The sequence below is a fragment of the Synechococcus sp. JA-3-3Ab genome (assembly GCF_000013205.1).
Lineage (GTDB): Bacteria > Cyanobacteriota > Cyanobacteriia > Thermostichales > Thermostichaceae > Thermostichus.
Map to the genome: position 1 here is coordinate 2,445,718 of NC_007775.1, position 22,012 is coordinate 2,467,729.

Below are 22,012 nucleotides of genomic sequence, written 5' to 3' on the forward strand. Positions count from 1 at the left end.
AAAAAAGCCTTCTGGCCCCGTGCATTATTGCTCCGCAGCGCTATTGCTATGCCTACGGCACCCTGACGGGAACCGCAACGCTGACGCGACGATGCGACGACGTAACGACGTGACCAACGTTTTAGGTGTGGGTGCAGTGTCCCAGTTTGAATCGAAATGACCATAGTGCTTAGAAAAAGAGAGACTCTCACAATACCCCCAGAAATGCTTTCCTCTGGCATGGCAGTTCACAACCTATGCTGGAAGAGGCGTTCAAGAAGCACCTCATGAGTGGGCCTGATCCTTCCTTGGCAGAGGGATCCCATCGCAGCGATATTGCCCTTCGCTTGCAGGGGATCACCAAGCGTTATCCTCTGGTGCTGGCCAACGACCACATCGATCTGGAGGTGCGTTGGGGAGAGATTCTGGCGCTGATGGGGGAGAACGGGGCGGGCAAGTCTACCCTGATGAAGATCGTCTATGGGTTGGTCAGCCCGGACGAGGGATCCATTCAAGTGGATGGGCAACCGGCCAAAATTCACAGTCCCGCCGATGCCATTCGGTTGGGAATTGGGATGGTGCATCAACACTTTATGTTGGTGGATCCCTTGACGGTTACGGAAAACGTGGTTCTTGGGGCCGAACCCGGCCATCTTTTTCAGGTCGATTTCCGTCGGGCCAGGGCTGAGGTGGCTCAGTTGATTGCCGAGATGGGCTTCCATCTGGATCCCGACGCCAGAGTGGAGGATCTGCCGGTAGGCCTACAGCAGCGGGTGGAGATCTTGAAAATGCTCTACCGCAAGGCCCGCATCTTGATTTTGGATGAGCCGACGGCAGTGTTGACTCCGCAGGAGGCAGGCGAGCTGTTTGCGTTTTTGCGCCGCTTTGCCCGGCGGGGGGGAGCTGTCATTTTCATCAGCCACAAGCTGAAGGAGGTAATGCAACTGGCCGACCGCGTCACCGTCATTCGGGATGGCAAGGTGGTGGCGACGTTGCCCACTGCCCAAACCGATGCCCAGGAACTGGCGCGGCTGATGGTGGGGCGGGAAGTCAGTCTGACCGTTGAAAAAAAGGCCGCTACCCCTGGGGAGGTGTTGCTGGATGTGCGAGATCTGTGGGTGGATATACCGGGGCGGAAGCCGGCGGTGGCGGGGGCGAGCTTCCAGGTACGTGCCGGCGAGATTGTGGGCCTTGCCGGTGTGGAGGGAAACGGCCAAACGGAATTGGTGGAGGCGATCACCGGCTTGAGAAGCTACCGCGGCCAAATTCGCTATGGAGCCGGATCCCTGTCTGCTTCGGCCCGACAGGTGCGTTGCTGGGGTCTGAGTCATATCCCCGAAGATCGCAATGTGAGAGGTTTGGTGCTGGATTTCCCCACCCGCGACAACCTGATCCTGGGGGATCACCATCAAAAGCCGTATACCGGCTGGTTGGGATTTTTTCAGGAAGAGGCCATTGACCAACATGCCCGCCAGGTGGTGGAGAGCTTCGACGTTCGCCCCCGCAGCATTTCCCTGACGGCCCGCCGCTATTCTGGCGGCAATGCCCAGAAGATCGTTGTGGGGCGGGAGCTTTCCTGTGGATCCAAGGTGCTGGTGGCTGCCCAACCGACGCGGGGGGTGGATGTGGGGGCCATCGAGGCCATTCATCGGCGCATCCTGCAGGCGCGGGATCAGGGCATGGGGGTGCTGCTGGTGTCGGCGGATTTGAATGAGGTGATCAGCTTGTCGGATCGCATTTTGGTGATCCATGAGGGCCACCTGGTGGGAGAACTCACGCCTGAAGAGGCCACCGAAGATCAGCTAGGGCTGCTGATGGGCGGGATCCAGCATTAGACGAGGCCGGGGGCAGCTTGAGAAGATCCTGCCGCTCGTTCTTGGGCCAGGGCTGCCCGCCGTTGCTCCAACTCTTGCGGAGAGATGCGCCCGTAGGTGACGCTCAGCTCCGCCAGCCGCTGGGCCAGCTCCGGCCGCAGCATCTCCTCGCGGTAGCGCCAGGCCCAGTTGTTCTCGGCCCTGCCGGGGAAGTTCATGCGCGCCTCTGCCCCCAGGCCCATCACATCTTGCAGGGGAATGATGGCCAGGTCGGCCACGGAAGCCAGGGCCAGGCGAATCAGATCCCAGTGGATGCCGTCGGATCCCTGGCAGCCCAGGTAGCGCAACAGGTTTTGCTTTTCCCACTCCGGGCGTTCTGGGTCATGAAACCAGCCCACCACGGTGTTGTTGTCGTGGGTGCCGGTGTAGACGACGAAGTTGCGCTCGTAGCTGTGAGGCAGATAGGGGTTATCGGGCCCCGAGCCAAAGGCAAAGAGCAGCACCTTCATGCCGGGCAGGCCAAATTGATCCCGCAGTTGCAACACCTCCGGCGTAATGTCTCCCAGATCTTCGGCGATCACCGGGATTTTCCCCAGCTTGTCGGCCAGCGCCTGAAAGAAGTCGGCCCCCGGCCCTTTTTGCCACTCGCCTTCTACCGCTGTTTCCGCAGCGCCGGGGATGGCCCAGTAGCTCTCGAAGCCGCGGAAGTGGTCGATGCGGACGCAATCCACCTGCTTGAGAATGGCCTGGATGCGCCGGATCCACCAGTCGTAGCCGCGGGCCTTGAGCACCTCCCAGTTGTAGAGGGGGTTGCCCCAGCGCTGCCCGGTGGGGCTGAAATAGTCGGGGGGCACGCCGGCTACCTGCAAGGGCCGTCCTTGTTCATCCAGGTGAAACAGCTCCCGGTTGGCCCACACATCGGCGCTGTTGGGGGCGACATAGATGGGTATGTCCCCGATGAGCTGCACTTGATGCCGGTGGGCGTACTCTCTTAGGGATCCCCACTGTTGGGCAAATAGATACTGCCAAAACATCTGCCGGGTGATGGCATCGGCATGGCGGTCACGGGCCTCTTGCAAAGCCAGGGGATCCCGTTGTGCCAAGGCTGGATCCCATTGGGTCCATTCCTGGTCGCCATACACCTCTTTGAGGGCCATGAACAGGGCGTAGTCCGGCAGCCAATCGGCCTCGGCAGCACAGTAGGCTTGGAAAGCTTCCCAGTCGGCGGCGGACGCTTTTTCTTTGAAGGTAGCCCAGGCGCGGTGCAGCAGGCCCAGCTTGAAGGGGATCACGGTTTCGTAGTCCACCCGCTCAGCATTCCCCGCCTGGATGGCTGGCCATTGGGGCAGATCCTGCCAGCCGTTGGGTTCCAGCCAGCCGGCTTTCACCAGCAGCTCCGGGCTAATCAGCAGTGGGTTGCCGGCAATGGCAGAAAAGCTCATGTAGGGGGAGTTGCCCCAGCCGGTGGGGCCAAGGGGCAGCACCTGCCAGAGGCGCTGGCCGCTTTCCACCAGAAAATCCACAAACCGGTAGGCAGCCGGCCCCAGATCGCCGATGCCAAATGGCCCCGGTAGCGAGGTGGGGTGCAAGAGGATGCCACTGAGTCTGCCCATGCGCATGGCTAAACCCTTTTCGCCCTATTTCACCGCCTATCCTGTCACTTCTACAGCCCAATGACAGCTACCAATCGACAAAACCAAGACCAAAGGTCAAAAGCGCCAACGGCCTTTTTGGCTTGGCCAGCTCTTGCAGCGGAGGAGAGATGGGGAGCCTCTCAAGAGCAGGCTTGGGAACCCCCCTCACCTCCCAAAACCGGCCAGCCCACCAAGCCCTGGCGGAGACTCTGATGGCAGGCACGCACCTCTTCAAGGGTAAACAGGCGGCGAAAGGGGATCCCCATTTCGCGGTAACGGGCCTCTGCCCCTTCCAGTCGATCCACCAAAGCCAGGATCCCTTCTGCCCGATAGCCCGCTGCCCGCACCCGCTCGACAGCCTTGAGAGCCGAGCCGCCGGTGGTCACCACATCCTCCAAGATCCAAACCCGGCTGCCCGCCGGCAACTCCGGCCCCTCGATCCAGGCCTGGGTGCCATGTCCCTTAGGCTCTTTGCGGACAATCAGGGCCGCCAGGTTGGCCGGCTCAGCCTGCAGAGAGGCCAAACTCACCGCTGTGACCAAGGGATCCGCCCCCAAGGTCATGCCGGCAACTGCCTCGGTCTCAGGGGGCAGTAGCCGATGCAGCAGGGATCCCACCAGGTAGGCTCCCTGGGGGTGGAGGGTAACCGGCTTGCAGTTGATGTAGTAAGTGCTTTGCTGCCCAGACGTGAGGGTAAAGGATCCCTCGCGGTAGGCCAGTTGGGCCAGCAAATACAGCAATTTCTCCCGCGCCTCAGCCGAGGAAAGACCTAAGGGAGAACAGTCTAGGAGCAACACAGCAGGGATCCCCATCAGCTCAACCGTCAACCCATAGATGCGGCAATAACTAACCTGGAGGAACTTCAGTCCGAAGTAAGCAGAACTTTGAGGTTATGCCTCAAAGGACTGTCTAGGGGCGTCTTGACAGCGCCTTTACGAGTCCATTTTGGGCTGCGTAAGAATCCCCTGGGTGGGAGCATGACTCTAGTCAATGATACGCTGGACTATACTGAAAATAATGTACAGTATGTTCAGTATGGCTGCCTGGCATGGCTAGGTATGTAAAACCGAGAGAAGCAGCAGCTTATTTTGGGGTGTGTCTCCACACCCTCAGACGGTGGGAACAGAAAGGCTGGATTAAGGCAATACGCACACCATCTGGTAGAGCGAGAAGGTATGACCTCGACAGTTACGTCAGAACACCCAGAAAGGATAAACGAGTTGTTTTGTACGCCCGAGTCAGCAGTCGAGGGCAGAAACCAGACTTGGAGAGACAGATTGCAAGACTGGTTAACCTCTATCCTGGAGCCGAAGTGGTCGGAGAGGTTGGCGGCGGTCTCGACTTCAAAAGACCAAAGTTCCTTGCCTTATTGGAACGAGTCCGTGCAGGAGATATCGGAACAATTGTGGTCGCTCACCGGGATCGACTCTGCCGGTTTGGATTTGAGTTCGTTGAGTGGTACTGCCGTCAATACGGGTGCGAAGTCTTGGTTCTCGATGACGATCACCTTTCTCCCCAACAGGAACTGGTTGAGGATATCCTCACCATCCTGCACTGCTTCAGTAGTCGGCTCTACGGACTCAGGAAATATCGGGCTGCAATCGAGAAAGATACGGATTTATCCGGAGCCAGCGCTGGCTAAGGTTTGGAAGCAGTGGCAAGCGGCGTGCCGGTACTGCTACAATCAAGCGATTGCCTATCAGCGTCAGCATGGTGCCCCAAAAACGGCCAGAAAGCTGCGGGACATCATCCTGCGCTCCGACCTGCCCGGGTGGGTGAAGGACGCCCCCTGCCACATCAAGCAGAACGCGGTCGTCGAGGCGTGGTTGGCGTTTCGCCGAAGCAAAGACGCGAGGTTTCGCAGTGTGCGGGACAGGTCGCATACGCTGCAATTCAACGCCGGCAACTTTCGCAATGGGACGTGGTATCCGAAACTCACCCGAGGTTTGGCGTTCCGTGCATCCGAGGAGATGCCCAGAGAATGGGCACGTGGAACTGAGCTAATGCGGGTGAAAGACAGATGGTATGCCATCTTTCCTGAGCCCGTGAACGAGCAGTGTTCGTTAGCAAAGGGGGTGATCGCACTTGATCCTGGAGTAAGAAGCTTCCTTACAGGGTTTGATGGGGCGGGCTTTGTAGATATCGCCAAGGGGGACTTTGGCAGGATCGTTCGGCTGTGCTACCACCTAGACGATCTGCAATCTAGGCTGAGTAAAGCACCGCGACCCAAGCGTAGGCGAATGCGGCAAGCGGCGTTTCGTCTGCGGGAGAGAATCAGGAACTTGGTGGACGAGTGCCATCGCAAGGTAGCGGCGTTCCTAACGGATAACTACCGATTGATATTCCTCCCCACTTTCGAGTCAGCCAAGATGGTTGCCAAGGCAGGGAGGAAGTTTGGTAGCAAGACAGCAAGGGCGATGCTCACCTGGGCGCACTACCGGTTCAAGCAGCTCCTGAAGTTTCAAGCCAAGAAGAAAAACGTGGTTGTCGTGGAAGTATCGGAAGCGTACACCAGCAAAACCTGTACCAAGTGCGGGCACATCCACACCAAGTTGGGTGGCGCAAAGGTGTTTAGATGCCCAAAGTGCAACCACAGACTACCACGAGATTGGCAAGGCGCCCTGGGTGTTATGCTCAGGGCTTTGCGGGATACCGCCTTTCTGTTTGGACTCCGTCCGAGTAGCGCGGTCGCGTCAGCATCGCGTAGTGACAACGGAAACGGACAGAATGCTATCGCTTCACCGCTGAGCAGTAATGCTCAGCAGTGTTCAGCGTAAATGTATCAGTGTCAATAGGACAAGCGATGGTGCGGCTCTGCCACCACCGCGGCCTCCGACTCCTCCGACAAGTGGGCAATCAGCCGATCCACCAGCTGCGACAGGGTTGCCCGTTCTTCTAAGCTGAGACAGCCGTAGGTCTGCTCCCGCAACTCCCAAATGAGAGGGGGCAAAATTTCTTTCAACTTCTCTCCGGCAGGGGTGAGGTAAACCCGCCAGATCCGCCGATCCTTGGGATCCCGCTGCCGCCGGATCAGCTCCCGTTTCTCCATGCCGTCCAAGACACCGGTCATGGTACCCCCCAACTGCTGCAGGCGCTCGCAGATAGTGGAGGTGGGGATCCCGTCTTCTTCCCAGAGGCAGCAAAGCACCACCCAGTGGGAAGCGGTCAGGCCGAAGGGCTCCAGGTAGGCCTGAAATTTCCGCCGCACCAATTGCGACAACAGCCGAAGGCGATAGCCTAGGGAATAAGGGGCCAGAATCTCGCGCCATCGCTCCAGGAAGGCTTGTTTCTCCAACTGAGCCATCGCTGAGGGTTCCCCATGGGTGGCTGAGAATGCTTAGAGCTTAAATTTTTCCATTCTAACCTTCTATAAAGAGCGGCCAAAAGCAGCTCATCATCCGTTACAAAAGCGTTACAGGCTTTACAACAAAAGTTACAGTGGAGGGTTGGGCGAGGGGCGAATCTCCCGCCAATTAGCATCAGCTAGGAACCAAATTAAGCTTGGCGTGACAGGGATCCCGCTCTTCTGTGTGAAGGAAGAAAATGCCGATTTGCCCATCTGGGGTCGCCTCGGCAAAAGAGGGGCAGTGGGCAAGGGGAAAATTTGCCAGAGCCATTGAGATGGCACTAGAGTAGCTTCAAGTTTTGCCAGCTCGTTCTCTTTGCCAATGTCTTTTGGGAGGTGAGCATGTTGTCTATCCTACAGGGGTTGAGCTCCCAGCGCCGTTTCCTCTGGGCAGGGATCCCGTTGGTTTGTTCTCTGGCCCTGGGGGCCTGCTGGAACAACCGCAGCAGTGCCGAAACCCCCTCTCAGGGTGTCCAGGCTGAGGTTACAGCAGCGGCGCAAAACCCCTTCCCCCCCATCCCCACCCCGCCGCCGCCGCTGCCTTCCCCCAGTGGCACGCCCGGCCTTCCCCCCTGGTGGCCCCGTGGGCAATCGTCGCAGTGGCAGGATTCCCCCTACGCCGTGGCCTTGTCCGGTTTTTTGCAGGGATTGGCGGCCCAAGGGGGAGCGCTCTCTCAACAGGGGATCCTGCTTTGGACAGCCGAAGGCGAGCTCTTGGCGGAGCACCTGCTGGATCGGCCTTTGCCGGTGGGGGCTTTGGATCAATTGGCCCTCAGCCTGATGGCGCTGGAAAAGTGGGGCTATGAGTATCGCTTCCAAACTCGCTTCTACACCACCAGCCACCGCTCCGGCCAGCGCTTGACGGGAGACTTGGTCGTGGTGGGCGGCGGGGATCCCTATTTCCGGGAGGCCAATGTGGCCGAGCTGGCCCGCCACCTGCACAACCTCGGCATTCGCCAGATCGACGGCGAGGTGAAGGTGGTGCCCCCCTTCCGCTTGCTGGGTCAGCCTGACTCTCTGGCCAGCGCCCGCCGGCTTGCCGAGCTCCTCCGAGATCCCCAGGGGCCCTATCCTGTGACCCTCGGCGGCTCCGGGTCAACGTTAAGGGAGCTGCCGGAGGAGATCCATTGCCTGGCCGGCTACACCTCGCTGCGCCTGGGATCCCTGCTACAAATCCTCAACGGCGGCAACGATCGGGCCATGGCAGAAGCCCTGTTGGCGGAGCTGGCAGGCAGAACAGCCCTGCTGGAGTACCTGCAGCAGCGGTTGGTAGCTCAGCCGGTTGCCCATCTGGATCCCAAACTGGCCCCTGCCCAGTTGGAAATTCGCCTTGGCCCAGGCGGGCAAGAGCTGTACCTCTCCCCCCGCGCCCTGGCCCATCTGTGGGAACATCTGCTTGAGGCCACAGACGGGGATCCCAGGCGTGTCCTGCCAGTGGCCGGGGTCGGCCACAGCCCTTTGCAGCTCCGCGCTCTGCCCCCGGGCACGATCGCCCAGGTGGGCTCTGCCGCCAACCGACTGATGATGGTGGGGCAGCTTCCGGATGGCACCCGTTTCGTCTTACTCAACCACGGCCCGGATCTGGGCGTCTTGCGCCAGCACCAGGATCAGTTCCTGCAGCAGGTGCTGGCCGTTGGGGAGCCTCTCCGCCGCTGAAGAATAGAGCCCTCTCCCTTCTCTTTTCTTCGAGGCCCTCTTGGTCGGGGAGCCACGGTGCAAGCGGCTCCCCAACATCTAGTTGGCCGATCCCTGACTTTCCCCTCTCCCTTGTGGGAGAGGGGCTGGGGGTGAGGGCAGCTTTTACGATTGGAAGAAGGCGGGAATTAAAGAGGAGGGCAAAGCTGCCTAGGGCTGGCCAAGCCAAGGATCGGTCTCGCCTCGCAACTGGCAGGATCTCCTGCTGCATCACCATCTCAAGCAGCTCATCCACCTGATCCAGCAGGCGCTGCCCCTGAGACCTAAGGCAAACAAGAAAGCCCGCAGGGTCTCCTCTAGGGATGGGGGCGGATCAGCCCGTAGCCGCCGTGCTTGCGGACATAGATGACGTTGATCTCGCCGTTTTCGATGTTGCGGAACACGTAAAAATCATGATCCACCAGCTCCAACTGGTGCAGCGCCTCCTGAACTGTCATGGGAGGCATGGCGAAATACTTGGTGCGCACCACCTCAGGGGGCAGCTCTGCTTGCCGTTCTGTATTCAGAGGATCGGTGAGGGGCTGCTGGGCCACTGCCACCGAGGTTTTGGGAGAATGGCGGATGCGGTGAACGCCGTTGCGTTCTTTATATTTGCGCAGCTTGCGGGCCAGCTTGTCGGCAACGCGGTCAATGCTGGCGTAGAGGTTCTCGCTGCTTTCCTCCGCCCGGATGACGGTGCCGTTGGCGTAGACGGTAACTTCGGCAGATTGGTTGGCACTGATGCGGGGGTTACGGGCTACCGATAGATTGACATCCACTTCACTGGTGATCTGGGCAAAATGTTTGACAGCCCGCTCGATTTTTTCTTGAACGTAGCTGCGGATGGCGTCGGTAATCTCGACGTTTTTCCCTTGGATCACAAGCTTAGTCATGGGTACTCTCCCGGTTGTGTCAGTTTACACCTAAAGTTAGCGCCTCACCCTCGCAAAGGATCCCTAGGAAACAGCCCCCACCTCAGGCATGATCGCGGCCCGGCAACTTGCAGAAAGGGCTACGCCAGAAGATGAAGATCGGCTTTGGCATCGGCACTAACCTCTTGGGTTAAGTCTAAGTTAACATCTCCCCCAGGGATCTGGTTCAGGGGTTAAGAATAAATTTAGGCCGTCTTCATTTTTAAGGGATTGGGAGCCAGCACCACTTCTCAGGCAAGGAGAGGTTCCCTGAATTCGGAACTCCAAATTCAAGTGGAGAAGGTCTCCAGACTGCTCGAAAAGGGCAAACTTAGTGGCAGAACTTACACAGATAGGTTCTGCCGAAAATGCTTTTACTAAACTTAAATTCAACAGAGAGAATCAGCACTTGCTGAATCGACCTCTGCTCTCAGGGCGAGCATCTCCTTATTGTTTATTGCTATCTTTTCTCTTTTCTCCTTACAGAACTTGTGGCCATTATACAACCTGGTGAGCCAGGGTGCTTTTTCCAGCTCAGACAGAGACTGAAAGGGAGAATGAAGAGATGTTGACTGAAGTTAAGCTTTTTATAAGATAGGGATCCCGTAGAAATATCGTTACCAAGAGCAGGTCTGAAAAGCCGTTTTTGGCCTCTGTGGCCGACCTGCTAGCCGGAAGGCCGGTTTGCTTAGAAGAAGTGGGGTGGACCCGGTGGTCAGAGAGATCTCTTGGAAAGCGAAGGAGCTTTTGGACAAAGCAGAAGCAGCTTTGCAGGATCAGTTTCAGGCGATAGATAGGGTCCTTAGGGAGAACCTGGCGCGGGTGCTGCAGGCCTTCCGCGACCAGCAGGTGGGATCCCATCACTTTGCCGGCGTATCGGGCTATGGTCACGACGACCGGGGACGAGAGGTTTTGGATCGGGTGTTTGCCCAGATCATGGGCTGTGAGGCGGCGCTGGTGCGGCTGCAAATGGTGTCTGGCACCCATGCCATTGCCTGTGCCCTGTTTGGCGTGCTGCGGCCGGGGGATGAGCTGTTGGCCATCACCGGCCCCCCCTACGACACTCTGGAGGAGGTGATCGGCCTGCGGGGATCGGGGCGGGGATCCCTGCGGGAGTTCGGCGTTACCTATCGTCAGTTGGATCTGCGGGAAGGAGATGTCGATTGGCAGGCCCTGAAAACGGCCCTCAAACCGCAAACCCGCCTGGTTCACATCCAGCGCTCCTGTGGCTATGACTGGCGTCCCAGCTTTTCCATCGCCCAGATTGCCGAGATGATCCAGATCGTCAAGGCACAAAACCCGGAGGTGGTGGTCTTGGTCGATAACTGCTATGGCGAGTTTGTGGAAACCCAAGAGCCCACCCACGTGGGCGCAGATTTGATTGCTGGATCCCTAATCAAAAATCCAGGCGGCACCCTGGCCCCGGCGGGGGGCTATGTGGCGGGGCGGGCCGAGCTGGTGGAGCAGGCTGCCTGCCGGCTGACAGCGCCAGGGATCGGCTCGGAAGGGGGAGCAACTTTCGATCTCAATCGCCTGCTGTTCCAGGGGCTGTTTTTGGCTCCACAGATGGTGGCCGAAGCGGTCAAGATCGCCCATCTGGCCGCCCAGGTGTTCCACGATCTGGGCTATCCTGTTTCCCCGTCACCCCAGGTGTCCCGCACCGACATCATCCAGGCCATTCAACTGGGATCCCCGCAGAAGTTGCAGGCCTTTTGCCGCGCTATCCAAAGCAGCTCGCCAGTGGATTCCTACCTCACCCCGATCCCAGAAGTGATGCCCGGCTATGCCGACCCGGTGGTGATGGCGGCGGGCACTTTTGTTGCCGGCAGCAGCGCCGAGCTCTCCGCCGATGGGCCAATGCGCGAGCCCTACATCGTCTACTTACAGGGGGGGACCCATCTCAGCCACGGGCGGTTGGCCCTAGAGGCCGTCTTGCAAGCTTGGGATGCTCTGTAAATTGCCGTCCCTGGCCGGGCTCCGCCCAAGGAGTAGAATTGAGTCTGTGGTCTCCATTCCCTCTAGACGGATCCTCGTCGATTGGATGTCGAGCTTATGTTCTAGTTCTGGGTTTTTCCTCGGTTGGGGATCCCCTTTGGCCCTTGCTTGGGTGGCTTTGGGGTTGGCCAGCGGCTGTCGGCTGTTGAACCCCGTGGGAGAGGGGAGCACACAAGTGGGAGCCGCCTTGACTCCCTCTCCCCTGTGGAGAGGCAGCCAAACCCTGACAGGAACTCTTGAAGGGGGGGACGAGGTCAGCCCCCAGTACGGCAGCTACTGGGATGGGATCCCTGTGGCCGCCGAGGCGGGCCAGATCCTGATCGCCGCCCTGGAGAGCGAAGACTTTGACCCTTACCTGGAGCTGGTGGACGGCCAAGGGCGGGTAATCGGCTTTGACGACGACTCCGGCCCAGATGTTAATGCCCTCTTGGCGGTGCGGCTGCTGCAGGAAGGCACCTACACCTTGCGGGCCACAAGCTTCAAGCCGGCATCCACTGGCACCTACCGGCTGACCTACCGGCTGGCCCAGGTCGATTGGCAGCAAACGGTGTCGGGCCGTCTGCAGAAGGGATCCGCCCAACACCCTGAAGACGGCAGTTGGATGGAAGAACACCCCATCGCTGCCCGGGTCGGCCAGATCCTACTCGCTTCGATGGCCAGCTCTGATTTCGATGCCTTTTTGCAACTGTTGGACCCGGAGGGAGAGGTGATGGCTTGGGATGACGACCAAGGCGGCGGCAGCGATGCCCTGATAATTGCCTTTTTGCCTCGCAGCGGCGCCTACACCCTCCGGGCCAACACCCACAAACCAGGAGAAGAAGGAGCCTATGGGTTGCAGTACGCCCTGCACTAGCGTCCAGGCCTGCCAAGCTTCTGCGCCTTCCCTGAGAAGTTTTGGCCGGTCTGCCTGTAAGCCTTTTGATGCCGATGTCGAGATTGGGCAAGAGTCATTATTGCTTTAGTCATTATTGCTTTATTTTATTAGCGCTGGAAGCTTCTGGTTCAGAGCCTTCTGAAGCAGGGTTGGTTGGGGTTTGCTGAGGTTTATGGGAAAGCATGACATCTTATCCTAAGTTGTGACGGAGCTGAAATGTTGCCTTCATGGACAGGGCGTTTTCCCTAGAATGGGATCGATGGCCTAGACCCCTCTTTCTCTTGCACTTTCGCAGTTCAGCCCTTACCCTACACAATGGATGCCATGACCCCTGAAATGGTACGCCAGTTCTGGTCTTTGGTCAGCGAGATCGGCAGGCCAGATTGGCTCAATCAGCGCGACGATGACTTGGTGAATCTGCTTCTGAGTGCTTGCCAAAAAAAACATGCCCTCAGCAACGTCGATGCCTCAATTCTCAACCGCTACATCAGCATCCGCCTGCCCTTGATTCGTGAAATTGTTGTCGACTAGACCGAGCTAGGGGGGTTTTTCCCAGCCATGATGGCCGCACAGATGACTTTGCTCGTCTATGGAGCGCTGCTTTTGCTAGGCGGGGTCGTCGGCTATGTGAAAGGCAGAAGCTCCAAGTCGTTAATTAGCGGCCTGGTGGGGGCCGCCCTCAGCGGCGTCAGCTACGGGCTACTGGGAACAGATCCCCGCTGGGGGCTGGGTCTGGGCTTGGGGACGGCGGTGCTGGGATCCCTTCTCTTTGCCCTGCGCTACCGCAAAACCGGCCAATTTCTGCCTGCTGGTCTAATGCTGGTGGTGAGCTTGGCGGCTGTTCTTCTCCTAGGCCTCAGCTTCGGCTCGGTCTAGGCCGGCAGCGGCAAGACAAGCCTGCTTGGCTGTCGGTTCCAGACTCTGGGATTAGGGCGGGTCTGGGATCTCCATTGCCGGGGTCACCACGGTGCAACCCGATAGAAGCGAGTGGTGGTCACCCACTCGGTGGCAGGGATCTCCTCGACGACGATGGCGCGGGCGATGGCATCGCCCAGTTGGGATCCCCGTACCCGTACATTGGCAAAGGAGCCACCCTGCTTAAAAGAGGCAATCTCCTGGAAGTTGAGGGGACGGAGGGAGGCCACCGCCAATACTTGGGCTTGGCCAAAGGGCGGGGCGATGGTCAGGCGGTAGCGGGCACCAGGGGGCGGGAAGGTGCGCGCTTCGCCGGCCCGCAAAAACTCGTTTCCACCCGAGAAGCGGTTGGGCAAAATCAAATGGGTGCGGCCATCGGCTTGGATGCTGAAGAGGTAGACGTAAGCGTCGCGATTGGTGCTCACGGTAATGGCAATCGGCTCGCCGGGCCGGTAGATGGGGTTAGAGCCGCGCCGATCCAGCTCCAGGTTGACCTGCAAGTTGGAAGGCACTGGGTTGACGATGATGGAGCGGGTGCCGGTTTCCAGCCGATTGTCGGCCAGTTTTAGCCTTTGCAGCGGGGGGTAGAGGCCCAGGGTCTGCGGGAAAACGGCGGTGGCCGGAGCCATCGACAGCCCCAAAGCCAGCGGCAGGAAGACCAGTTTGGCGTTCATAGTTCACACCTGACAATCAGTGGCTATGTTCATCCTAGGAAGGGGCAGAGTTCGACCGGAGCAGGCTTCGCGCAGTCTCAGATCTCCTGCTGATGCAGTTTCCCCTGCCGCAGATGGCAGGCCCAGGGGGGAAAAGGCGCTGAGAAAACTGGGAGATCCTGTCTGGAAAGGGCTAAGCTGCAGATTGGGGATCCCTTGACTCGAGCCCAACCTTGCCTATGGCCGGCGACAGTTACCAAGAAGGCATTGCGGCGGTTCAGGCAGGCGATTTTCCGGCTGCCATCCAGGCCTTTCGCCGGGCAGTTGCCGAGGATCCCGCGCACACCGAAGCTCGCTACAAGCTGGCCTGGGTGCTGGGCATGAGTGGCTATCTGGATCCGGCACTGGCCGAGCTGGAGGCCGTGTTGGCGGCAGATCCCACCCATGTTGCAGCCCACTACAACCGGGGAGCCTTGCTGTTGCAAAAGGCTCAACTGGAAGCAGAGGTGGATGGACAACTCGATCTCGAGGTCCTGCGGCAGGCCGAAGCGGCTTTTCAAACCGTGATGCGCTTGGATCCCAACGATCAACGGGCCTATGCCTTTCTCACTTTGGTCAGGCGAGCCATCCGCAACTATCAGTCGCCCGCGCAGCCTTCTAGCCGCAGTGACGAGTAAACCCCTGCACCAGGACTTCCAGGGGGGGAACGCCGGGATCCCCCAGCTCGGCTGCCACTTCTTGAGAAACCTGTCTCACCACTTCCGCAGGCAGTTGCAGCTTGTCCACCAACTGCCAAAAGTCCTCTAGCTCTTCCCAATTCAGCCAAGGCTCCTCTACGGGCGCTGGCGGCAATTACCAGGTAGCCCACCTGAGAAGGAGACGCCTCTCGGCTTCGTCGCCAACTTGAGCCAGCACCCCATTTATCCAGGGGTACTACCAGGTGGCACAACCACGACCAGCGGCGCTAAAAGCCCATCAGGCGGGCTACAGCAGCCAAATCGGGGGCTACTCCTGTGTGGATGGCGGCGGATCCCTGTTGGGCGGCCGTGTCGGGATCCTTAAGGCCGTTGCCGGTGAGCACGCACACCACCTGGGCGCCGGCAGGCACCTGATCCCGCCATTTCAGCAATCCAGCCACTGCAGCGGCACTGGCCGGCTCGCAGAAGATCCCTTCCTCCGCCGCCAGCAGACGATAGGCGGCCAGGATCTCCTCGTCGGTTACACTATCCACCCGGCCACCGCTGGCCTGGACGGCCGCCTTGGCCTTCACCCAACTGGCAGGGTTGCCGATGCGGATGGCCGTAGCCACCGTTTCCGGGTGTTCCACCACCCGGCCCAGAACGATGGGAGCGGCGCCGGCAGCCTCAAAGCCGTAGAGACGCGGGCGGCGGCTAGCCTTGCCCTGCTGATGGTACTGACAAAACCCCATCCAGTAGGCGGTGATGTTGCCGGCATTGCCCACGGGGATACAGAGCCAGTCGGGGGCATCCCCCAAGGCATCCACCACCTCGAAGGCGGCGGTCTTCTGCCCCTCCAGCCGAAAGCGGTTGACAGAATTGACCAGGGCCACTGGGTAAGCTTCCGCCAGTTGCCGCACCATAGCCAGCGCCTGGTCGAAGTTGCCCTGGATGGCGATGATCTCGGCCCCGTACATCAGGGTCTGGGCCAGCTTGCCCTTGGCCACGTAGCCATCTGGGATCAGCACGTAGGCCCGCAGGCCCCCTTTGGCCGCATAGGCAGCGGCTGCTGCCGACGTGTTGCCGGTGCTGGCGCAGATGACCGCTTCCGCCCCCGCCTCTTTGGCTTTGGACACTGCCATGGTCATGCCCCGATCCTTGAAGCTGCCGGTGGGGTTGAGGCCCTCCAGCTTCAGGTAAACCTGGCAGTCTCGCCCCAGCCGTTGGCTCAGCGCGGGAGAGGGGATCAAAGGAGTATTGCCCTCATGCAGCGTCACTACGGGGGTGCTGGAGCTGACGGGGAGCCAGTCCCGGTAGTGCTGGATCAGGCCGGGCCAGAGCCCCACTTGCGCGCGGGATCCGGCCGTACGAGAGGAATGGGTGGGATTCAGGGTCACCATGCTGCCGAGCAGTCGAGGCCAACGGAAGGGCCAGCTTCTTAACTGTAACCGTTTGCGAAGCAGTTGGAGCAGCTCTCTCCCCTGCTGGATCGAGAGGATCTAGTCGGGCAAGGGCTGCAAGGCCAGCGCCTGGGCCAGAGAATGCAACTTGAGGCGGATCTCGGCCAGCTCCTGGGCGGGGTTGGAATCGGCCACGATGCCGGCGCCGGCATACAGGCGGGCCCGCTTCCCCGCGATCAAAGCCGAGCGGATCCCAACCACCAACTCGCCATTGCCCTGCAAGTCCACCCAGCCCAGCGGGGCGGCATAGCTCGAGCGGTCAAAGGGCTCCCACTGCTCCAGCCACTGCAGCGCCGCCTGCTGCGGATAGCCTCCCACCGCTGCGGTGGGGTGGAGCTGGGCCAACAGGTCGAACAGATGCACCTCCGTAGGGAGTTCGGCCTCGATCACCGTTTGCAGATGCTGGATGTTGGCCAAACGGCGCAGCCGTGGCTGAGGGGAGATCCGGGGCTCCATCCCCAGCCGGCCCAGAGCCTCTTGGATCGAGCGCACCACCCACTGGTGTTCGCGGCGGTCTTTGGGGCTGCGGAGCAGTTGCTCGGCCAACATGCGATCCTGGTGGCCGTTGGCGCCGCGGGCGACGGAGCCGGCCAGCGCATCGATCTGCACCCGGCCCTGCCACACCGACAGTAGCCGTTCTGGGCTGGCTCCCAAGAAGATCTGGGGAGGAAAATCCCTCTGGCTTTCCAGGGCAAAGGCGAAGACGCTGCAATCGGGGTGATGGGCCTCCAGATAGGCCAGCAGCGAAGGGATCGGGGGAGGGGAGGGCAACGCCAGATCCACAGCCTCTGCCAGCACCACTTTTTCCAGGGATCCCGCCTGAATCGCTTGCAGGGCTTTTTGAATGCGAGCCAAGAGAGGTGTTTCCGCTACCGCTACCGGTAGAGGGGGCTGCAGCTCCCAACCGGGCAAGGGAGCCTGGGAAAGACGCTGCATGCGGGCAAAAAAAGCGGCAATCTGACCAGCCAAGGCCGCCGGGTCGCTTTCGGGGCCGACTTCTAGGTTAAGCCGCGCCACCGTCAGCTCCCCCCCCACCTGCAACAGTTGCCAGCGCGGCAGGACCAGTGCTGCCCCCCCGCCGCTCCTGGGGGCAAAGCCAAAACGGCAGAAGCACAAAGGGCGCTCCTGACGGCTGCTTGGGGACTCTAGGTTGCCAGGAGCGGTGTGGACATGGGGCTGTAGGGCTTGCACAAAGGCCCGTGCCGCCTGAAATCTCCCCTCTCCTGAAAGGTCGAGCTGCCGCAGGGATCCCCACCCCAGCACCCGCACCCTTTCCCCTTGCGCCTGGTGGGAGAGATAGCAATAGCTAGAGGAGCGGTTGGGGGGGAGCGAGCCCAACTGCCGGGTCAGCACTGCCAGCGGATCTAGCCCTGAGATGGGCTGCGATAGGCTGAGAATCTGGGGGATCCCCCGCGCTCGCGCCATCTCTTGGCAGGTCGCTAGCAGGGGATCCCAGGCGTGTTCCACCTCTGCTGGCCCAGCAGAGGCGTGAATGGGCGGCCAGGCTCTGGGCCATTTCGTGCGTCCGGACCCACCCTTCCAGGGGAAAAGAGAAGAAGTCATGCGCAAGCAAAAGAGAACGATCCTACCTTGGCCGAAAACAGGACAACCGTCATCTCAACCGGCAAGGGAAGCTGCAGAAAGGCGTTTCAGGATATGAGATTAGGGGGGCAGCCGGCAGCTCAGGCTCGCCAGCGCCGGATCCCAGGCGTTTCTTTACGGATTGCAAGGTTTCTTAGCATCCTTGGGGATGGGAACAGAAGCCCCCTAACCTAACAAATACAGAGCAAACACAGAACCCAGAGAGAGCTAGATCCAACATGCTCGCACAGCCGGAACCGTCAAAGAGAACGCGCAGGAGTCCAAAGGCCAGCCCAGTACAGCTTGCGGAAAAGGGCACTTGGGAGGGCCGCTCTCGGCGACAGTTGTGGATGGCCGCCCTTAAGCCCCCCATGTACAGCGTGGCGATCATGCCCATCTGGGTGGGATCCGCCATCGCCTACGCCCAGTCAGGGGCGATGGATGTGGGGGTTTTGGCGGTGTTTCTGGGGGCCGCCATCTGTCTTTTGGCTTGGGTCAACATCAGCAACGACGTGTTTGATGCCCAGACGGGGGTGGACAAAAACAAGCTCCACTCGCTGGTCAGCTTGACGGGCAGGCCGGTTCAGGTGTTTTGGGTGGGCAACGCCTTTTTGGCTTTGGGGCTGGCGGGGATCCTGTGGCTGAGCTGGCGGCAATCGGATCCGACGGTGCTGCTATTGGTGCTGCTGGCCTGCGGGCTGGGCTACGCCTACCAGGGGCCGCCCCTGCGCCTGGGCTACTACGGCCTGGGGGAGCTCCTCTGTTTTTTGAGCTTCGGGCCGCTGGCGGTTTTGGCCGCCCACTACAGCCAAAGCCAAAGCTGGTCGCTGCCAGCCCTGGCGGCCTCACTGGTGGTGGGGATGGTCACCAGCTTAATTTTGTTTTGCTCCCATTTCCATCAGGTGGAGGACGATCTGGCTGCCGGCAAGCGCTCGCCGGTGGCCCGCCTGGGCACTCGGCGCTCCGCCCGTCTCATCCCCTGGATCTGCGGCAGCATTTTTGGCCTGCTGCTGCTGTTTGTCGGGCTGGGGGCTTTTCCGGCTTGGACGTTGCTGGGTTTTGCCGGGATCCCCTTTGCGGTGCGGCTATCCCGCCTGCTGGGGGCCTATCACGACCAGCCGCAGCGGATCAGCCATTCTAAGTTCATCGCCGTCGGCCTCCACTTTTGGCTGGGGCTGTTTCTGGGGCTGGGCTTTATCCTCAGCCGTCTGGGATAAGCCAGAACCCTAGAGGTGATCGGGATCCCGCCGAGGCGGCCCGCAAATTGCGATAAGCTACAGCCTAGTGTGCCGGCTTGGGTGTTGGCCCCGCTGGGGCTCATGGGTTAGGGATCAACGTAAGGCAGCGGCGAGAACAGGATGCGGCGATTTTTCAATTCCAACCTGGGGGTGGCGCTCTTGGGAACCGGCCTCTTGGCTGCTCTGGTTGCCTGGGCCTTGTCCATCGACATCGAAGAGGTAAAGGTGGAGCCCCTTCCCCCGGATCAGCCCCTTTCCGTCAGCCGCAGGGTAGATATCTTGGGTCGTCGAGGGGGCCAGCGGCGTTGGCGTCTCATCGCAGACCAGGTGGAGCTAAGAGCTGGGCAACAGGTGTTTGAGCAGGGGGCGCACGGCTACTTCTACGGAGATGGCGCCGACCGCCAAGAAGAGGTGCCGGATCCCTTTTTTGCCAGCAGCGAGCGGATGATTTGGCAGGCCAAGCGTGCCCGCTACAACGCCACCGCCGACGCGTTGTATCTGGATGAGGGGGTGGAGGTGAGAAGCGAGGATGGCAGCCTGCTTCTGACCCGTGCTCTGCGAATCACCCCCGAAGAGCGCATCGAGGTGCCGGAGGCCTTCACCCTCAAAGGGCAAGAAATGATCCTAGAGGGCCGCTCCGGCTCGTTTAACTTCCAATTTGCCCTCCTCAGCGCCCAGCAGGGCAAGCTAACGGTGTTGCCCTTGGATTCGGAGTCCTCACGCCCAGCAGCCGCGCCCATGAGCGACCCGACCAGCGCTGGGGCGGATCCCACTTCTACCATCATCACCGCTGACCAGCTCACCTACGACCGGGCCAACCAGGTGGCCGAAGGGAAAGGGAACCTGCGCATTCGCGAAGGCGGCCTCGAGATTCGCGCCCCTCAGGGCACCTACCTGCGCCGACAGGCCCAGAGCATTCTCTCCGGCGGCGTGGTGTTGCAGGAGGTGGCCGATGTCGGCAGCCGGGATCCCCTCTTGGCGGATCTGCGCTTGGCCCAGGCTGATCCCCAGGCGACCCCAGCCCAGCAGGATCAGGAGGTCACCATCGTCGCCGACCGCCTCACCTACGACCGCAACACGCAAATTGCTCGCGGGGAAGGCAACCTGGAAATCCGCCAGGGGGAAACCATCATCCAGTCGGCCCAGGGCACCTACCGCCGCCGCGAATCCCAAAGCCTGCTGACGGGGGGGGTTACCCTGCGCGAGCCTGGGCGGGTGCTCACCTCCGCCCGCTTGGAGGGCAACCACCGCGACAAGATCTTCTTTTTTGAAGAAAACGTCCTCTACCGGCAGATGGCCACCTCTACCCCAGCTCCTGGCGGCGGATCCCTGACGGAGGAGCTGCGCCAAGCCGAAACGGAAGTGCGGGCCGCCCGCCTGGTTTACAACTCTCGTACCGGCACCTCGGAGTTTAGCGAGGCCGTCGAGTTCATCCAGCGGGGGCGCAAGGCCAAGGCCAACCAGGCCACCATTACCCCTGAGAAGGTGGAGCTGCGGGGAGAGGTGGTGATCGAGCAGATCGAGGGGGACTGGCTGGCGCGGCGTCTGCAAAACCCCCAGACCCAGGCCGATGTGGACCAGCCGACGGTGATCTACGCCGACCGGGTGGAGATCGATCAGGCCAGCGGCGATGCCCGCTTCTTCGGCAATGTGGTTATCGTGCAGGCCAACCGCGCCATCGAAGGGGATCGCGCCGAGTACTCCGACCAAGGGCAGATTTTCAGGATCACCGCCGACCAGGCTCCCGTCCTCCTCTGCGATCGCGGCGAGCTCAATCCGATTCCCCGCGAGAGCACTGCACCGCTGCCCGGTCGCGATGCTCTGGATCAGATGTGCCGGGGCGCCAACCGCCTCAGCGGCAGGCTGGTCACCCTGAACTTGGAGCGGGATGAGTACACCGTGGAAGGGGACGAGCAGCAGCAGGGGATGTTTCAATTCCGCATCACCGACGCCCTCTGACGGGATCCCAGCGGAGCTGGGGGTCGTCTGGATCTCTAGAGCTGGCTGAGCTTGTGCACCTGAGGTAACAGAGCCACATGACCATCCCACTGGCCAAGGGTCAACGGCGCCGAACTTCTGCCCAGACGGGGAGCTTTTGGGGATCCCTGAAGTTGGGGGGCTTTTTTTTGGAGTTTTATCTCTGCAAAGAGATGATCCGCCCCTTCTTTTTGGGGGTGGCGGGGGGCACGGTGATGATGCTGGGCAACCAGCTTTTTATCTACGCCGATTTGCTGGTGAAAAAAGGCGCCCCTCCCCTGACAATTTTGCACATTCTCCTCCTCAACTTGCCCGCCATTTTGGTGGTCACCTTCCCCATTGCCGGCCTCTTTGCCACCCTACTTACTCTGGGCAGGATGGGAGCTGACAGCGAGATCACCGCCCTGCGGGCCGCCGGGATCCCCTACCGCAAGGTGTTGATTCCGGTGCTCTGCATCGGCCTGCTGGTCAGCGGCCTGGCGCTGTTGACCAACGAGGTGATCGTGCCAGAGACCAACCAAAAGGTGAAAACCCTGAACACCAACCTCATCCTGGCCCAGGATGCCCTTCCGTTTGACTCGGAGGAAATTGTGCGGGTGGACGACGACCTCTGGTTTCATGTGGGATCCATCGACCCGAAGACCGGCTGGATGCGCGATCTGCTGATTTTGGATCGCAAGGCCGAGACCGGCCACCTGCGCTACCCACAGGTGATCTCGGCCCAAACGGCGCACCAGGTGGGCCAAGCCTGGCACCTGCAAGACGTGGTGATCCGTCGCTACGACGAGCGGGGGCGCACCTACTACGAGGGCCAGGTGGCGGAGATGGAGCTGAACATCGTCAACAAGTTGGTGGGCCTGGTGTACGCCGAGAAGGTGCCCCAGGAGCAACGGGCGGCAGAGCTGTGGGAGCAGTGCCAGCGATATCGAGCGGAGCAACGTCCTTCTGCTGATGTGGCCCGCTGCCTGACGGAGTACCACCTCAAGTTCGCCATTCCCTTGGCCAGCTTTTTTGCCATTTTGGTGGCTGCGCCCTTGGGCCTGCAGACGGTGCGCCAGACCGGCCGCTACGGCAGTGTGGCGCTGGCGATTGTCCTGGTGTTTATTTACTATGTACTGATGAGCCTGGGACGCGCCATGGGCCGAGTTGAGCATATCGATCCCTGGCTGGCCGCCTGGTTGCCGAATATGATTTTCGGTGGGGTGGGCTTCTCTCTACTGTGGCGGTTTTTACGGTGAGATCCGGCAACTTCCCGCAGGGCTTCAGCCCTTGGGCAAAATGGTT

21 protein-coding genes are annotated in these 22,012 nt (G+C 60.5%); 12 read left to right on the forward strand and 9 right to left on the reverse strand.

Annotated elements, in window-relative coordinates; translation table 11 throughout:
• Positions 1-266 precede the first annotated feature (266 nt).
• The gene (locus tag CYA_RS11445) at positions 267-1,814 is read left to right on the forward strand and encodes an ABC transporter ATP-binding protein (protein WP_011431231.1); all 1,548 of its coding nucleotides are present in this window, start codon (positions 267-269) and stop codon (positions 1,812-1,814) included.
• Here CYA_RS11445 and malQ read toward each other — a convergent pair.
• Positions 1,811-3,412 (reverse strand): 4-alpha-glucanotransferase, encoded by a 1,602-nt coding sequence (gene malQ, locus CYA_RS11450; RefSeq protein ID WP_011431232.1) that lies wholly within the window; start codon positions 3,410-3,412, stop codon positions 1,811-1,813. The two genes, CYA_RS11445 and malQ, sit on opposite strands and share 4 nt — an antisense overlap.
• Positions 3,413-3,567: 155 nt before the next feature.
• Complete coding sequence (gene pyrE / locus CYA_RS11455) at positions 3,568-4,224, reverse strand: orotate phosphoribosyltransferase (protein ID WP_011431233.1); 657 nt, start codon at positions 4,222-4,224, stop codon at positions 3,568-3,570.
• Positions 4,225-4,475: 251 nt separating this feature from the next.
• Between pyrE and CYA_RS14220 the strand changes: the two genes are divergently transcribed.
• Together CYA_RS14220 and CYA_RS11465 are read left to right on the forward strand one after the other, a co-directional pair.
• A complete protein-coding gene (locus CYA_RS14220) occupies positions 4,476-5,069 on the forward strand; it encodes an IS607 family transposase (protein ID WP_011431234.1) in 594 nt (197 codons plus the stop codon).
• Positions 4,957-6,204, forward strand: a complete 1,248-nt coding sequence (locus CYA_RS11465) for an RNA-guided endonuclease InsQ/TnpB family protein (RefSeq protein ID WP_148203211.1) — start codon at positions 4,957-4,959, stop codon at positions 6,202-6,204. Before CYA_RS14220 ends, CYA_RS11465 begins: the two co-directional genes overlap by 113 nt.
• 11 nt (positions 6,205-6,215) lie before the next feature.
• Here CYA_RS11465 and CYA_RS11470 read toward each other — a convergent pair whose 3' ends face one another.
• Positions 6,216-6,731, reverse strand: a complete 516-nt coding sequence (locus CYA_RS11470) for a MarR family winged helix-turn-helix transcriptional regulator (protein ID WP_011431236.1) — start codon at positions 6,729-6,731, stop codon at positions 6,216-6,218.
• Between the two features lie 175 nt (positions 6,732-6,906).
• Positions 6,907-7,044 carry a hypothetical protein gene (locus CYA_RS15110; protein WP_011431237.1) on the reverse strand — a complete coding sequence of 46 codons (138 nt, stop codon included), beginning with the start codon at positions 7,042-7,044 and terminating at the stop codon, positions 6,907-6,909.
• A gap of 71 nt (positions 7,045-7,115) precedes the next feature.
• On the opposite strand from CYA_RS15110, the gene CYA_RS11475 reads away from it, so the two are divergent.
• On the forward strand, positions 7,116-8,429 hold the full coding sequence (locus tag CYA_RS11475) for a D-alanyl-D-alanine carboxypeptidase (protein ID WP_011431238.1): 1,314 nt from the start codon (positions 7,116-7,118) through the stop codon (positions 8,427-8,429).
• 335 nt (positions 8,430-8,764) lie between these two features.
• Here the strand turns inward: CYA_RS11475 and hpf are convergent, their stop codons facing one another.
• Entirely contained in the window at positions 8,765-9,340 is a 576-nt protein-coding gene (gene hpf / locus CYA_RS11480) for a ribosome hibernation-promoting factor, HPF/YfiA family (protein ID WP_011431240.1), read from the reverse strand.
• A 729-nt stretch (positions 9,341-10,069) separates the two neighbouring features.
• Between hpf and CYA_RS11485 the strand changes: the two genes are divergently transcribed.
• The 4 genes from CYA_RS11485 to CYA_RS11500 all read left to right on the forward strand — a co-directional run bounded on the left by CYA_RS11485 (position 10,070) and on the right by CYA_RS11500 (position 13,103).
• Positions 10,070-11,314: an aminotransferase class I/II-fold pyridoxal phosphate-dependent enzyme gene (locus tag CYA_RS11485; protein ID WP_011431241.1), complete on the forward strand. Its 1,245-nt coding sequence runs from the start codon at positions 10,070-10,072 to the stop codon at positions 11,312-11,314.
• A gap of 136 nt (positions 11,315-11,450) precedes the next feature.
• Positions 11,451-12,206, forward strand: coding sequence for a hypothetical protein (locus CYA_RS11490; RefSeq protein WP_041438565.1), 756 nt, complete (start codon positions 11,451-11,453; stop codon positions 12,204-12,206).
• A gap of 345 nt (positions 12,207-12,551) precedes the next feature.
• Positions 12,552-12,758 (forward strand): hypothetical protein, encoded by a 207-nt coding sequence (locus CYA_RS11495; protein ID WP_071813530.1) that lies wholly within the window; start codon positions 12,552-12,554, stop codon positions 12,756-12,758.
• A gap of 27 nt (positions 12,759-12,785) precedes the next feature.
• On the forward strand, positions 12,786-13,103 hold the full coding sequence (locus tag CYA_RS11500; RefSeq protein WP_041438567.1) for a TMEM14 family protein: 318 nt from the start codon (positions 12,786-12,788) through the stop codon (positions 13,101-13,103).
• Between the two features lie 83 nt (positions 13,104-13,186).
• On the opposite strand, the gene CYA_RS11505 is transcribed toward CYA_RS11500, so the two are convergent.
• Positions 13,187-13,816: a DUF4384 domain-containing protein gene (locus tag CYA_RS11505; protein WP_041438569.1), complete on the reverse strand. Its 630-nt coding sequence runs from the start codon at positions 13,814-13,816 to the stop codon at positions 13,187-13,189.
• Between the two features lie 218 nt (positions 13,817-14,034).
• Here CYA_RS11505 and CYA_RS11510 point away from each other — a divergent pair, with 218 nt between their 5' ends.
• Entirely contained in the window at positions 14,035-14,472 is a 438-nt protein-coding gene (locus tag CYA_RS11510; protein ID WP_011431247.1) for a tetratricopeptide repeat protein, read from the forward strand.
• On the opposite strand, the gene CYA_RS11515 is transcribed toward CYA_RS11510, so the two are convergent.
• The 3 genes from CYA_RS11515 to CYA_RS11525 all read right to left on the reverse strand — a co-directional run bounded on the left by CYA_RS11515 (position 14,453) and on the right by CYA_RS11525 (position 17,495).
• Positions 14,453-14,647 carry a hypothetical protein gene (locus CYA_RS11515; RefSeq protein WP_011431248.1) on the reverse strand — a complete coding sequence of 65 codons (195 nt, stop codon included), beginning with the start codon at positions 14,645-14,647 and terminating at the stop codon, positions 14,453-14,455. The genes CYA_RS11510 and CYA_RS11515 overlap by 20 nt on opposite strands.
• A gap of 112 nt (positions 14,648-14,759) precedes the next feature.
• Positions 14,760-15,818, reverse strand: coding sequence for a threonine synthase (thrC, locus tag CYA_RS11520; RefSeq protein ID WP_011431249.1), 1,059 nt, complete (start codon positions 15,816-15,818; stop codon positions 14,760-14,762).
• Between the two features lie 153 nt (positions 15,819-15,971).
• Positions 15,972-17,495 (reverse strand): isochorismate synthase, encoded by a 1,524-nt coding sequence (locus CYA_RS11525; RefSeq protein ID WP_041438572.1) that lies wholly within the window; start codon positions 17,493-17,495, stop codon positions 15,972-15,974.
• Between the two features lie 368 nt (positions 17,496-17,863).
• Between CYA_RS11525 and menA the strand changes: the two genes are divergently transcribed.
• The 3 genes from menA (at position 17,864) to CYA_RS11540 (ending at position 21,966) form a co-directional block, all read left to right on the forward strand.
• Positions 17,864-18,730, forward strand: a complete 867-nt coding sequence (gene menA, locus CYA_RS11530) for a 2-carboxy-1,4-naphthoquinone phytyltransferase (RefSeq protein WP_041438574.1) — start codon at positions 17,864-17,866, stop codon at positions 18,728-18,730.
• A gap of 141 nt (positions 18,731-18,871) precedes the next feature.
• Entirely contained in the window at positions 18,872-20,710 is a 1,839-nt protein-coding gene (locus tag CYA_RS11535; RefSeq protein ID WP_011431252.1) for an LptA/OstA family protein, read from the forward strand.
• A 77-nt stretch (positions 20,711-20,787) separates the two neighbouring features.
• Positions 20,788-21,966: an LptF/LptG family permease gene (locus CYA_RS11540; RefSeq protein WP_011431253.1), complete on the forward strand. Its 1,179-nt coding sequence runs from the start codon at positions 20,788-20,790 to the stop codon at positions 21,964-21,966.
• The last annotated feature ends 46 nt before the right edge of the window (positions 21,967-22,012 follow it).

Coding starts and splice junctions, on each gene's coding strand:
- CYA_RS15110 (WP_011431237.1), bottom strand. CDS start 7,044: ATGGCTCTGGCAAATTTTCCCCTTGCCCACTGCCCCTCTTTTGCCGAG.
- CYA_RS11445 (WP_011431231.1), top strand. CDS start 267: ATGAGTGGGCCTGATCCTTCCTTGGCAGAGGGATCCCATCGCAGCGAT.
- hpf (WP_011431240.1), bottom strand. CDS start 9,340: ATGACTAAGCTTGTGATCCAAGGGAAAAACGTCGAGATTACCGACGCC.
- malQ (WP_011431232.1), bottom strand. CDS start 3,412: ATGCGCATGGGCAGACTCAGTGGCATCCTCTTGCACCCCACCTCGCTA.
- CYA_RS11500 (WP_041438567.1), top strand. CDS start 12,786: ATGATGGCCGCACAGATGACTTTGCTCGTCTATGGAGCGCTGCTTTTG.
- CYA_RS11475 (WP_011431238.1), top strand. CDS start 7,116: ATGTTGTCTATCCTACAGGGGTTGAGCTCCCAGCGCCGTTTCCTCTGG.
- CYA_RS11495 (WP_071813530.1), top strand. CDS start 12,552: ATGACCCCTGAAATGGTACGCCAGTTCTGGTCTTTGGTCAGCGAGATC.
- CYA_RS11535 (WP_011431252.1), top strand. CDS start 18,872: ATGCGGCGATTTTTCAATTCCAACCTGGGGGTGGCGCTCTTGGGAACC.
- CYA_RS11510 (WP_011431247.1), top strand. CDS start 14,035: ATGGCCGGCGACAGTTACCAAGAAGGCATTGCGGCGGTTCAGGCAGGC.
- CYA_RS11525 (WP_041438572.1), bottom strand. CDS start 17,495: ATGACTTCTTCTCTTTTCCCCTGGAAGGGTGGGTCCGGACGCACGAAA.
- CYA_RS11540 (WP_011431253.1), top strand. CDS start 20,788: ATGACCATCCCACTGGCCAAGGGTCAACGGCGCCGAACTTCTGCCCAG.
- CYA_RS11470 (WP_011431236.1), bottom strand. CDS start 6,731: ATGGCTCAGTTGGAGAAACAAGCCTTCCTGGAGCGATGGCGCGAGATT.
- CYA_RS11505 (WP_041438569.1), bottom strand. CDS start 13,816: ATGAACGCCAAACTGGTCTTCCTGCCGCTGGCTTTGGGGCTGTCGATG.
- menA (WP_041438574.1), top strand. CDS start 17,864: ATGGCCGCCCTTAAGCCCCCCATGTACAGCGTGGCGATCATGCCCATC.
- CYA_RS14220 (WP_011431234.1), top strand. CDS start 4,476: ATGGCTAGGTATGTAAAACCGAGAGAAGCAGCAGCTTATTTTGGGGTG.